At 71.8% G+C, this 11,127-nt stretch carries 12 protein-coding genes; 11 read left to right on the plus strand and 1 reads right to left on the minus strand.

Translation table 11 applies throughout. The features are described 5' to 3' along the window. The first annotated feature begins 28 nt into the window (after positions 1-28). Together ACTB72_RS09535 and ACTB72_RS09540 are read left to right on the plus strand one after the other, a co-directional pair. Complete coding sequence (locus ACTB72_RS09535) at positions 29-805, plus strand: SDR family NAD(P)-dependent oxidoreductase (RefSeq protein WP_463036757.1); 777 nt, start codon at positions 29-31, stop codon at positions 803-805. A 120-nt stretch (positions 806-925) separates the two neighbouring features. Continuing rightward, positions 926-1,729, plus strand: coding sequence for a TetR/AcrR family transcriptional regulator (locus ACTB72_RS09540; protein ID WP_463036758.1), 804 nt, complete (start codon positions 926-928; stop codon positions 1,727-1,729). A 17-nt stretch (positions 1,730-1,746) separates the two neighbouring features. Here the strand turns inward: ACTB72_RS09540 and ACTB72_RS09545 are convergent, their stop codons facing one another. Next, positions 1,747-2,613, minus strand: a complete 867-nt coding sequence (locus tag ACTB72_RS09545; protein ID WP_463036759.1) for an SMP-30/gluconolactonase/LRE family protein — start codon at positions 2,611-2,613, stop codon at positions 1,747-1,749. Positions 2,614-2,773: 160 nt separating this feature from the next. Here ACTB72_RS09545 and ACTB72_RS09550 point away from each other — a divergent pair, with 160 nt between their 5' ends. From ACTB72_RS09550 to ACTB72_RS09590, 9 genes are all read left to right on the plus strand, one after another. Beyond that, positions 2,774-3,589, plus strand: a complete 816-nt coding sequence (locus ACTB72_RS09550) for an IclR family transcriptional regulator (protein ID WP_463036760.1) — start codon at positions 2,774-2,776, stop codon at positions 3,587-3,589. Positions 3,590-3,653: 64 nt separating this feature from the next. Next, on the plus strand, positions 3,654-5,795 hold the full coding sequence (locus ACTB72_RS09555; protein ID WP_463036761.1) for an acetate--CoA ligase family protein: 2,142 nt from the start codon (positions 3,654-3,656) through the stop codon (positions 5,793-5,795). After that, positions 5,792-6,208, plus strand: a complete 417-nt coding sequence (locus ACTB72_RS09560) for a hypothetical protein (RefSeq protein ID WP_463036762.1) — start codon at positions 5,792-5,794, stop codon at positions 6,206-6,208. Before ACTB72_RS09555 ends, ACTB72_RS09560 begins: the two co-directional genes overlap by 4 nt. Positions 6,209-6,219: 11 nt before the next feature. After that, positions 6,220-6,600, plus strand: a complete 381-nt coding sequence (locus ACTB72_RS09565) for a MaoC family dehydratase (RefSeq protein ID WP_463036763.1) — start codon at positions 6,220-6,222, stop codon at positions 6,598-6,600. Beyond that, positions 6,597-7,763 carry a thiolase family protein gene (locus tag ACTB72_RS09570; protein WP_463036764.1) on the plus strand — a complete coding sequence of 389 codons (1,167 nt, stop codon included), beginning with the start codon at positions 6,597-6,599 and terminating at the stop codon, positions 7,761-7,763. The genes ACTB72_RS09565 and ACTB72_RS09570 overlap by 4 nt, the downstream gene beginning before the upstream one ends. Further along, positions 7,760-8,083: a Zn-ribbon domain-containing OB-fold protein gene (locus tag ACTB72_RS09575; protein WP_463036765.1), complete on the plus strand. Its 324-nt coding sequence runs from the start codon at positions 7,760-7,762 to the stop codon at positions 8,081-8,083. The genes ACTB72_RS09570 and ACTB72_RS09575 overlap by 4 nt, the downstream gene beginning before the upstream one ends. Positions 8,084-8,105: 22 nt before the next feature. Then, complete coding sequence (locus ACTB72_RS09580) at positions 8,106-9,269, plus strand: acyl-CoA dehydrogenase family protein (protein WP_463036766.1); 1,164 nt, start codon at positions 8,106-8,108, stop codon at positions 9,267-9,269. 246 nt (positions 9,270-9,515) lie between these two features. Continuing rightward, the gene (locus ACTB72_RS09585; RefSeq protein ID WP_463036767.1) at positions 9,516-10,037 is read left to right on the plus strand and encodes a hypothetical protein; all 522 of its coding nucleotides are present in this window, start codon (positions 9,516-9,518) and stop codon (positions 10,035-10,037) included. A gap of 503 nt (positions 10,038-10,540) precedes the next feature. Then, on the plus strand, positions 10,541-11,125 hold the full coding sequence (locus tag ACTB72_RS09590; protein WP_463036768.1) for a HupE/UreJ family protein: 585 nt from the start codon (positions 10,541-10,543) through the stop codon (positions 11,123-11,125). Positions 11,126-11,127 lie beyond the last annotated feature (2 nt).

The following is an 11,127-nucleotide window of genomic DNA, read 5'->3' on the forward strand; positions in this document are numbered from 1 at the left end:
AGAGACAAGAAACGGGAGGGGAGCGGAAATGGACCGCTTGAAAGGCAAGGCGGGGCTCATCACCGCCGCGGCCTCGGGCATGGGGCGCGCGGGCGCGCTGATGTTCGCGGCCGAAGGCGCGCGGATCGCGGTCTGCGATCACGACGCCGAGGCCGCCGAGGCGGTGGCCGCCCGGATCCGCGACGCGGGCGGCGAGGCGGCGACCATCGTCGCCGACCTCTCCGACCTCGCCGCCGCGCGCGCCGCCGCCAATGCCGCGGCCCGCGCCTTCGGGCGGCTCGATTTCGTGTGGAACCATCTCGGCCATCCCGGCCCGGGCGCGGTGGAGGGCATCGACCCCAAGCTCCTGGACCTCGCCATCGACCTCAACCTGCGCTCGGTCATCGCCACCACCGAGGCCGCGATCCCGCATCTGCGCGCCGCCGGGAACGGGGCGTTCCTGTTCACCGCCTCCACCGGCGGACTGGTCGGCTCACGCTATTCGCCGGTCTATTCGGCGATGAAGCACGGCGTGGTCGGCTTCGCCAAAGGCCTGGCGCTGAAGCTCGCAGCCGACGGCATCCGGTCCAACGTCGTCTGCCCCGGGCCCATCGAGACCCCGATGATGGTGCAGTTCGCCAACCGTCCCGACCTGCCCCAAAGGCCGGAGTCGGAGATCCGCGCCGCCACCGCCGCCGGCAACCCGATGCGCCGCGTCGGTCGGCCGGAGGAGGTGGCCGCCGCCGCGCTTTTCCTGATCTCGGACGAGGCGAGCTACATCACCGGCGTGGCGCTGGCCGTCGACGGCGGCTTCACCGCCGGCTGAACCGGCGCGCGGGGCTCGTCCGGCGGCCCCGCGCAAGAGACTTGCACGCAAGGCATGACTTGCCTTAACGTAAGCTCAACTTCAGATCGAAACCCCTGCCGCGAGTCGCAAGATATCGACATGGGCACGTTATCGCATGACGACCCCCGCCCGGGGGCCCCGGCCCGCGCCGGCGACGCCGCCGCGCCGGCCAGATGCGTCGCGCCGATGCGAATCGTGGGTCCGGAGCCCGCCCCCTCGCACGGCTTCTCGCCCCGCTCCGTCCCGAACGCGCCGCGCGCGCGCATCCTCAACGCCGCCGAACGGCTCTTCATGCGCGACGGCCTGCGCCAGGTCGGGGTCGAGGCCATCGCCGAGCTTGCGGGCCTCGAACGGGCGGAGATCAGCTGGCATTTCGCCGACTCCGAGGATCTGGCCAACGAGGTGCTGCGCGCCATCGCCCGTCGCTCGGTCGAACTGCGGCTCGCGTCGTTGCGCGCCCTGATGGCGGAGGCCGAGCGCGAGGGTCGCGATCCCGCGCTCCGCGACGTGATCGAGGTGTTCTGCATCCCCTGCCTGGAGCCTGAGACCGGCGTGCTGCTCGCGCAGCTGCTGGTCGGCCACCGGGTCCGCCCGACGCCGTGGTCGCTGGCGGTGATCCGGGACGAGTTCGGCGACATGACCGGGACCTTCCTGAACGCGCTGGCCCGCGCCGCGCCGCATCTGAGCGTCGAGACCCTGCGCTGGCGCTTCCGTTTCCTGCTGTCCAACGCCCTGCTCGCGACCATCGAGCCGGGGATGCCGCGGCGGCTCGCGGGCCTCGCCGCCTTCGAATCGCTCGACCCCGACGCGGAGCGGATGCGCGGCGAGTTGATCGATTTCCTCGTCGCAGCCTTCGGAGGGGACGGCGAAACCTCCGCCCGCCCCCCCGCCGACCGGGCCTGACCCCGAGCCCCTGCGCCTCAGACCGGCAGCGGGATCGAGACCACCTGCCCCGCCTTGCCCAGCGTGACCCACAGCCGGTCGCCGCGCGCGCAAAGATTGGTCGGCCCCGAGCCGCGCCCGAAATCGATGAGCCTGAGGCACTCCCCGTCGAGCCCCAGCACCGCGATCTCGTTGCAGACCGAGCCCGCCACGTAGATCCGCTCTCCCGCCACCACCATCCCGTCGGAATGGAACATGTCGTGGAGCTGGCAGAACATCTCGGGCGCCCCCAGCGCCGCCCCGCCCTTCCACGCATAGCGCACCACGCAATGCCCGGTGGTCAGCCCGACCAGCAGCGATCCGTCGGGGTGGAAGGCGAGCCCGTTGGGGAAATCCGGCTCGGCCAGCAGCGCGGTCGACCCGTCCGCGCGCGCCAGCACCAGCTGCCCGCCGGCATAGGCGGCGTCGTCGCGGCCGACCGCCTCCCAGTTGCGGGGGTTGGTGAAGACCACCTCGCCCTCGGGCGAGAACACCAGGTCGTTGGGCCGATTGCGGTCGGGCGCGGGCAGCTGGTCCGTCACCGTCTCCCAGCTCCCGTCGAGCGCGAGGCGCATGATGCAGCCCGGGATCTGCGGGTCGGCGAGGTGCAGCGCCCCCTTCGCCTTCAGTCCCAGACCGCCGTTGTTGGCGATCCACAGCGCCCCGTCGGGCCCCAGCCTCATGCCGTTCGGCGCGCCCGGCAGCTCGGCCAGCACCCGGGTTCGCCCGTCCAGCGTCACCCGCACGCAAGCGTCCACCAGGTCGACGAAGGCCACGCCGCCGTCCGGCAGCACCACCGGCCCTTCGGTGAACCCGCAGCCCTCCGCCTCGATCCGCATGTCCTGCGGCCGTTCCGCCGTCGCCATCGTCCCATCTCCCCGCCTGGTTCGCGCCTGCGACCGTTCTCGCCGCCCCGCCCCCGGGCGTGCTTGCGCCGAGCGGCGCAAGCACGCGCGCGCGCCCCGCGTCATAACATCCCCGTTTCGCCCTTCCCATCGGGCCGCCCAGGCGCTAAAAGCATTCCCCATGCAGAATGCCATTCTCCCCCGAGAACAGCCTGAGCCCGCCGCCCCTCCCAAATACGTGGGCGCGGTGGAGAATGCGTTGCGCATCCTGCGCCACCTCGCCGCCGCGCACCGGCCGGAGGGCGCCGCCGCCATCGCGCGCGCCACCGGCATCAACGCCTCCACCGCCTTCAACATCCTGCGCACGCTCGCGAAGGAGGAGCTGGTGACCGTGGACCCGGAGGCCAAGACCTACCGCCTCGGCCTCGGCGTGCTGGAGTTCTCCGCCCCTCTGCTCGGCGCCAACCAGGCCGACCTGATCCGCCCGGCGCTGACCCGCCTCTCGGACGAGCACCGCGTGCTGATGACGCTGTGGCGGTTTCTGGACGGCGAGCGGATGGTGGCGACCGACCGGGTCATGGCCCATGACATGGTGCGGGTCGACATCGTGCCGGGCTCCCGCCTGCCCTCTTTCCTCGGCGCCGTGGGGCGGGCCTATGCGGCCTGCCTCGACCTTGACCGCGCGACGCTCAAGGCCCGCTTCGCCCCCCTGCGCTGGCACCGCGCGCCGGCCTTCGCCGATTTCGCGGCGGATGTGGAGGCCGCCCGGTCCTCCGGCCTCGCCGTCGATCTCGGGCAGCTCTTCCCCTCCGTCGACATCGCCGCCGCGGTGATCCGCGACCACCATGGCCGCCCCCGCTACGGGCTTTCCGGCATCACCGTCGCCGGCCTGATCGCGCGCCCCGAATTCGACCGCATGGCCGAGGCGCTGCGCGACGAAGCCGACCGCATCTCCGCCACCCTCTTCGGCGCGCCGCTCCGCATCCCCGCCGCCTGACGCCCACCCGAACCAGACCGGGCGCGCCCCCGCGCAGCCCGGCGATCCCGGAGGAGACGACCCCATGACCGACCCCACCGCCCCCAGCGGCGCGCGTCCCGGGCTCGACGCCCTGTTCAACCCGACCTCCATCGCGGTGGTCGGCGCCTCCGCCGATCCATCCCGCATCGGGGGCCGCCCCATCGCCTACGCGCTGCGCGCCGGGTTCAAGGGCAAGATCTTCCCGGTCAATCCGAACCGCGACGAGATCCAGGGCCTGAAAGCCTACCCCTCCCTCGACGCGATCCCCGATCCCATCGACTTCGTGCTGCTCGCCATCGCCGCCCGCGACGTGCCCGCAGCGCTGATCGCCGCGGCCGCCAAGGGGGCCCGCGGCGCCGTCCTCTTCTCCGCCGGGTTCGCCGAAGTGGGTGAGGCAGGCGCGAAGATGCAGGACGACCTCCTCGCCACCGCGCGGGCCCATGGCATCCGCCTGCTCGGCCCCAACTGCCTCGGCATGTTCAACGCCGAGGCCGGCCACTGCCCCACCTTCACCTCGGGGATCGAGAGCGGCATGCCCCTCCCCGGCCGCGTCGGACTCGTCACCCAATCCGGGGCCTACGGCACCCATCTGCTCAACATGGCCCGCGACCGCCGCATCGGGGTCAAGATCTGGGTGTCGACGGGCAACGAGGCCGACGTGACCGCGCCGGAATGCATCGAGCATCTGGTCCGCTCCGACGCGGTCGACGTGATCGGCGTCTATATGGAGGGCGTGAACGACCGCCCCGCGCTCTTCCGCGCGCTCGCCGCCGCCCGCGCCGCCCGCAAGCCGGTGGTGATGATGAAGGTCGGCACATCCGCCGTGGGGGCGGAAGCCGCGGCCTCCCACACCGCGTCGCTGGCCGGCTCCGACGCCTCCTTCGCCGCCGCGCTCCGCCGCTTCGGGGTGCTGCGCGCGAAGACCACCGAGGAAATGCTCGACGCAATCTACGCCGCCTCCCTCTCCCCGCTCCCCCGGGGCCGCCGCCTCGCCGTCTTCACGGTTTCGGGGGGCGCCGGGGTGCTGATGTCGGACGCGGCGGAGGAGGAGGGGCTCGACATGCCCCCCCTCCCCGCCGAGGTTCAGGCCCGGATCCTCGCCCGCAACCCGCTGTCCTCCGCCCGCAATCCCATCGACCTCACCGCCAGCGTGCTCAACGATTTTCCCATCGTGACCGAGGGCCTGAAGAACCTCACCGCCGCGGGCGGCTACGACATGACGGCGGCCTTCTTCACCTCCTGGACCGGCTCGCCGGTGGTGGGCCCCAAGCTCCGCAAAGCGATCATGGACGGCCTGCCCGACGGCGTCTCCGGACCCTTCGCCATGGTCTGCCAGGGCGGTCCGGAGGTGAACGACGCCTATGAGCCGCACGGCATGATGATCTTCGAGGACCCGAGCCGCGCCATCCGCGCGCTGGCCAACCTCGCCCGCATCGCCGAGGGGTTCGAGGCCGCCGCCCGCGAGGAAACCGCGCCCGAGCCCCTGCCCGAGCTCCCCGCCGGCTTCGCCCTCCCCACCCGCGCCCTTTCCGAACGCGAGGCCAAGGCGCTGATCGCCCGGGCCGGCATCCCGGTCCCGGATGAAACGCTGGCCGCCACGCCCGCCGAAGCCGCCGCCGCCGCGGCGCTGCTCGGGGTCCCTTGCGTGCTGAAGATCGTCTCGCCCGACATCGCCCACAAGACCGAGGTCGGCGGCGTCGCGCTCGACATCTCCGCCGACGCGATGCAAGCCGCGGCCGAGAAGATGCTGGCGTCGGTGGCCGAAAAAGCCCCCCACGCGAAAATCGAGGGGCTGCTGGTCGGCCCGATGATCTCGGGCGGGGTCGAGCTGATCGTGGGGGTTCGCCGCGACCCGGTGATGGGCCCCGTCGTCCTGATCGGCCTCGGCGGGGTCTTCACCGAGGTGCTGCGCGACGTCGCCGTCCGCCTCGCCCCCGTCACCCGGACCGAGGCGCGCGAGGCGCTGCTTTCGCTGCGCGGCGCAGCGCTCCTCAAAGGCGCCCGCGGGGCGCCGCCGGTGGATCTGGAGGCGGCCGCCGACGCCATCTCCCGCCTCTCGGTCATCGCCGCGGCCAACCCCGACGGGTTCGAGGCGCTTGAGATCAACCCGCTTCTGGCGCGTCCCGACGGCGTCATCGCCCTCGACGCCCTCCTCACCCCGCTGACCCAGGAGACCCCGGCATGATGGGACCCGCCCTGAAAGACACGCCCTGGACCTTCGCCGATTTCCCGGTGGGCGAGGCGATGGCCGAAGTCGCCGTCGACCTTTCCGCCGAAAAGGCCGCGCTCTGGTCCTCGATCTCCGGCCAGGCCGCGCCTGCGACGGGCGCGCCCTGCCCCCGCGCCCTGATGGTGGCCGCGATGATGGAGACCTATATCCGCGCCCTCCAGCCCCGCCCGCCCGGCAATGTCCATGCCGGCCAGACCCTGACCTTCCACGGGGCCGCGCCCGCCGTTGGCGCGCAGCTGACCGCCCGCTTCGCCTGCGTCGCCAAAGAAGAGAAGAAGGGCCGCCGCTGGATCACCCTCGGGGTCGAGATGCGCGACGGCCCCCGCCTCGTCCTCACGGGCGAGATCCTGTCGATCTGGGCCGCGTGAGGAACACCGCCATGACCTATCCCAACATCCTCGGACCGCTGGTCCTCGCCTCGTCCCACGACACGGCGATGGCCTATGGCGCGCTGACCGCCGACTTCAACCCGATCCACTGCGACGCTGAATTCGCAGCGAAATCGCCGTTCGGCCGCGCCATCTGCCATGGCACCATGGGCCTCAACCTCGCCATCGAGGCCGCCGAACAGGGCCTCGGCCCCGCCTACGCGATCCGCGACATCAAAATCCGGTTCTCCCGCCCCGCCCCGGTCGGCGAGACCCTGACCGCCGGCGCTCACCTGACCGACGCCGAGACCGGAACCTACGCGCTCTTCGTGGAACTCCCCGACGGGTCCCGCACCACCGAGGGCACGCTGATCGCGGAACCCGCGCCATGACCGCCTCCGAGTCGCATTTCCGGGCCTCCCATGTGCTCGGCGCCCATGTCACGCCCTTCGGCAAGCGGGAGGGGTCGTCGACCCTTTCCCTGATGACCGAGGCGGCCCAAGGCGCGCTCGACGCCGCCGGCCTCGCCCGGTCGGACATCGACGGCCTGATCTGCGGCTATTCCACCGCGCTGCCCCACCTGATGCTGGCGACGGTCTTTTCGGAGCACTTCGGCCTCAAGCCCTCCTACGCCCACGCCATCCAGATGGGCGGCGGCACCGGGGCGGGGATGCTGATGCTGGCCGACGCGCTGATCCGCGCGGGCGAGGCCCACACCATCCTGGTCGTCGGCGGCGAGAACCGCCTCACCGGCATGTCCCGCGACGCCGCGGTCCAGACCCTCGCCCAGGTCGGCCACCCCAAGGCCGAAAGCCCGCTCGGCGCCACCATCCCCGCCTATTACGCCCTGACCGCCGCGCGCTATCTGCACGAGACCGGGGCGAGCCAGGCCGACCTTGCCGAACTCGCCGTCCTGATGCGCCATCTCGCGTCGGACACCCCCGGCGCCCAGCTCACCGCGCCGATCACCGTCGACGACGTGATGAATTCAAAGACCATCGCCGACCCGCTGAAGCTGATGGACTGCTGCCCGATCTCCGACGGCGGCGCCGCGGTGATCCTGTCGGCGGAACCCGGCGAGGGCGCCTCGGTCCGCATCATCGGCGCCGGGCAGGCCCACACCCACCAGCATATCTCCGAGGCGCCCGACGACATCTGCCTCGGCGCCAAGCAAGCCTCCGCCCGCGCCTTCGAACGCGCCGGGGCGACCGCCGCCGACATGGGCTATCTGGCGGTCTACGACAGCTTCACCGTCACCCTCGCCCTGCTGTTGGAATCCCTCGGCATCTCCGCCCCCGGCCAGGCCGGCCCCGACGCCGCCTCGGGCCGCTTCGCCCGGATGGGCTCCCTGCCGCTCAACACCCATGGCGGGCTGCTCAGCTACGGCCATTGCGGCGTCGCCGGCGCCATGGCGCATTTCGTGGAGGCGTGGGCCCAGATGACCGGCCGCGCCGGCCCCCGCCAGATCGCCGGCGAACCGGCCCTCGGCCTCTACCACGGCGACGGCGGGGTGCTGTCTTCCCACGTCTCCCTGATCCTGGAGCGCACGGCATGAGCGGCATCGAGATCCAGACCTGCCCCGCCTGTTCCCGCACCTGGTATCTGCCCCGCCAGCTCTGCCCCGGCTGCGGGAACGCCCACCCGACCACGCGCGAGGCCTCGGGCCGCGGAACCGTCTGGTCCTCCACCCGCGTCGAGCGGGCGCCGGACGACACGTTCCGCGCCATCGCCCCCTACCTGATCGCGCTCATCGACCTTGAGGAAGGCCCCCGCGTCATGGCCCACCTCTCCGCCCCCGCCGCCATCGGCGCCCCCGTGACCGGCGAGGTCCGCGACATCGCCGGCCGCGCCATCCCCGTCTTCACGCCGCGCTGAGCGGCCCCGAAAGGATCCCCCCATGTCCCTCGACCACGCCGACCCGCATGCCGAACTCCGCGACGCCCTGCGCGCGCTCTGCGCCGAGTTCCCGGCCGAATACCACCGCAAGCATGACGAGCACGCCACCTACCCGGTCGAGTTCATCGACGCGCTGACCAACGCCGGCTGGCTCGCCGCGATGATCCCCGAGGAATTCGGCGGCTCCGGCCTCGGGCTCACCGAGGCGTCGATCGTGATGGAGGAGATCAACCGTTCGGGCGGCAACGCCGGCCACTGCCACGGGCAGATGTACAATATGAGCACCGTCCTGCGCGGCGGCTCCGCCGAACAGAAGGCCCGCTGGCTGCCCAAGATCGCCACCGGCGAGCTGCGGCTTCAGTCCATGGCGGTGACCGAGCCGACCACCGGCACCGACACCACCAAGCTCAAGACCACCGCGGTCAAGAAGGGCGACAAATACGTCATCAACGGTCAGAAGGTCTGGATCTCCCGCGTCCAGCATTCCGACCTGATGATCCTGCTCGCCCGCACCACGCCGCTGGCGGACGTGCGGAAGAAGTCCGACGGCCTCTCCGTGTTCATGGTCGATCTCAAGGACGCCATCGGCAAGGGCCTGACGGTCAACCCGATCCGCAACATGGTCAACCACGAGACCAACGAGCTGTTCTTCGACAACCTCGAGATCCCCGAAGAGAACCTGATCGGCGAAGAGGGCAAGGGTTTTAAAATCATCCTCGGCGGCCTGAACGCCGAACGCACCCTGATCGCGGCCGAGTGCATCGGCGACGCCTGGTGGTTCATCGACAAGGTTTCGGCCTATGTGAAGGAGCGGATCGTCTTCGACCGCCCCATCGGCCAGAATCAGGGCGTGCAGTTCCCGATCGCGCGGGCCTACGTCAACACGTCCGCCGCCGACCTGATGCGGTTCGAGGCCTGCCGCCTGTTCGACGCGGGCGTCACCGCCGGCGCGCAGGCCAACATGGCCAAGATGCTGGCGGCGGACGCGAGCTGGGAGGCGGCCAACGCCTGCATCCAGTTCCACGGCGGCTTCGGCTTCGCGGCGGAATACGACGTGGAGCGCAAGTTCCGCGAAACCCGCCTCTACCAGGTGGCCCCGATCTCCACCAACCTGATCCTCAGCTACGTCGCCGAGCACGTCCTCGGCCTGCCCCGCAGCTTCTGAGGCCGTTGTCGAGGCAAGGCGCGCCCGGTGAATCGGGCGCGCCTTTTTTATTCGGTGCGCGGTGCGCGGCCCCCGTCTTTTATTTCCGCTGCATCCGCAGGCGCGCAAAATAACCGCCGCGGGTCATTTTCTCGCCTTTTATTCCGTTTTTGTGATCATCCCCCTCACCTGATCGCCCGCAAGGGGTGGGCGAAGCCGCCGCAATCCGGCACTATGGGATCCGAATTCAATGACGGAGCCATGGCCTTGAAGAACGATTCGGCTAAGAAGCGCCCCGATAACGCCCGTGTGCTCGGCGTCATCGAGGGTCTCGACGACCCCGCGAAGCTGCGCAACCTGATGGCCAACGCCGACCGGCAGGGCGCGACCGACGTGCATCGCGCCGCGTTCCGTCGCCTGGTCGAGCTGAACGCCGAGGACGCGCCCGAAGCCGCCGAGGGCGATCCCGAGGGCATCGAGCACGCCTTCTGGTCGACCATCGCCGCGTTCGAGGAGCTGCTCAAGGAATCCCGCGGCCGCGCCACCAAGCTGACCCGCCATCGCCAGAAGGCCGCCAAGGCCGGGGTGCGCCGCGCGCTCGCCGACCTCGCCACCGCCGCCGAACCGGCGGAGGGCTTCGACCGCCTGATCGCGCGCGACATGGCCGACCTGACCGCCGAGGCGGTGGTCCTGCGCTTCGCCGATTCCTTCGAGCCCGAGGTGGTCTCCGCCGCCCAGGCCCGCCTCGACGCCGCCGCCGCCCCGATGGACGAAGAACCCGTCGCCTGATCGCGCGACCGCCCTCGCCCGGCCCCCGTTGGGGGGACGGCGGGCGGGGCGAGCGTCCCGAAGGGACGGAGCGCCCGACCCCGTCGGCCCCCGCCGCCCGATCTTCGCGCCGGATCCGCCCGCGGCAGGCGTCCAGACCGCCGAACCTGCGGTCTTTCGCCATCCCGTCCATGACCTACGGCGCGCCCGGCCAAGGGCCCGGCCCTGGCGATGCTCCGCGCCGACACCCCCGCCATCGCATCGATCCGCTGGTCCGCGCGCGTCGCGGAGCGCGACTCCGTCCACCCCGTCGCCGGCTTCAGCCAGGGCGCGCCGACCGCCTGCGCACGCCATGTCGCGCAGCCATGCGGGCCATGTCGGAACCACGCTTCGGGCAGGGCCCGCCTCGACCTCACGATCATCACGAAGCCTCTCCGCCCTGCCCGCGCCATGGCGCAGCGAAAACCGGAATGCTAACCAGGGCCGACGCAGTCGACGCAAACGCCAGCCCGAAGGCCATCGCCATGATCCGTCGCGCCGCAGCATTCCTCGCCCTGACGCTGCTCCCCTCCCTCGCCGCGGCGCATGTCGAGGGCGCGGGGCTCGGCGGCGGCTTCCTCTCCGGGTTCTCGCATCCGATCCTCGGCTGGGATCATGTGGTCGCCATGGTCGGCGTCGGGCTCTGGGGGGCGTTCCTCGGCGCGCCGGCGATCTGGGTTCTGCCGGTCGCCTTCCCGATGACCATGGCGCTCGGCGCGGCGCTCGGCGTGCTCGGGGCGCCGATCCCGGCGGTGGAGACCGGCATCGCGGGCTCCGCCATCGTGCTCGGCCTCATGGTGCTCTGCGCCGCGCGCCTGCCGCTCTGGGCGGCGGGGAGCCTCGTCGCGGTCTTCGCCCTCTTCCACGGCCATGCCCATGGAACCGAGCTGCCCGCCGCCGCCAACCCCTTCGCCTTCGCCGCGGGCTTCGTGCTGGCCACCGGGCTGCTGCATCTCGGGGGCATCGGCTTCGGCCTGCTGGCCCGCTGGCCCGCGGGTCGGCTGGCGGTGCGGGCGGGGGGCGCGGCCATCGCCTCGGTCGGGGCGGCGTTCCTCTTCGGCCTCGCCTGAGC

The sequence above is a fragment of the Albimonas sp. genome, assembly GCF_055129145.1.

Excerpts from the sequence above, each read along its gene's own strand:
- ACTB72_RS09535 (WP_463036757.1), top strand. The coding sequence starts at position 29 with ATGGACCGCTTGAAAGGCAAGGCGGGGCTCATCACCGCCGCGGCCTCG.
- ACTB72_RS09540 (WP_463036758.1), top strand. The coding sequence starts at position 926 with ATGGGCACGTTATCGCATGACGACCCCCGCCCGGGGGCCCCGGCCCGC.
- ACTB72_RS09580 (WP_463036766.1), top strand. The coding sequence starts at position 8,106 with ATGTCCCTCGACCACGCCGACCCGCATGCCGAACTCCGCGACGCCCTG.
- ACTB72_RS09550 (WP_463036760.1), top strand. The coding sequence starts at position 2,774 with ATGCAGAATGCCATTCTCCCCCGAGAACAGCCTGAGCCCGCCGCCCCT.
- ACTB72_RS09570 (WP_463036764.1), top strand. The coding sequence starts at position 6,597 with ATGACCGCCTCCGAGTCGCATTTCCGGGCCTCCCATGTGCTCGGCGCC.
- ACTB72_RS09555 (WP_463036761.1), top strand. The coding sequence starts at position 3,654 with ATGACCGACCCCACCGCCCCCAGCGGCGCGCGTCCCGGGCTCGACGCC.
- ACTB72_RS09560 (WP_463036762.1), top strand. The coding sequence starts at position 5,792 with ATGATGGGACCCGCCCTGAAAGACACGCCCTGGACCTTCGCCGATTTC.
- ACTB72_RS09575 (WP_463036765.1), top strand. The coding sequence starts at position 7,760 with ATGAGCGGCATCGAGATCCAGACCTGCCCCGCCTGTTCCCGCACCTGG.
- ACTB72_RS09565 (WP_463036763.1), top strand. The coding sequence starts at position 6,220 with ATGACCTATCCCAACATCCTCGGACCGCTGGTCCTCGCCTCGTCCCAC.
- ACTB72_RS09545 (WP_463036759.1), bottom strand. The coding sequence starts at position 2,613 with ATGGCGACGGCGGAACGGCCGCAGGACATGCGGATCGAGGCGGAGGGC.
- ACTB72_RS09590 (WP_463036768.1), top strand. The coding sequence starts at position 10,541 with ATGATCCGTCGCGCCGCAGCATTCCTCGCCCTGACGCTGCTCCCCTCC.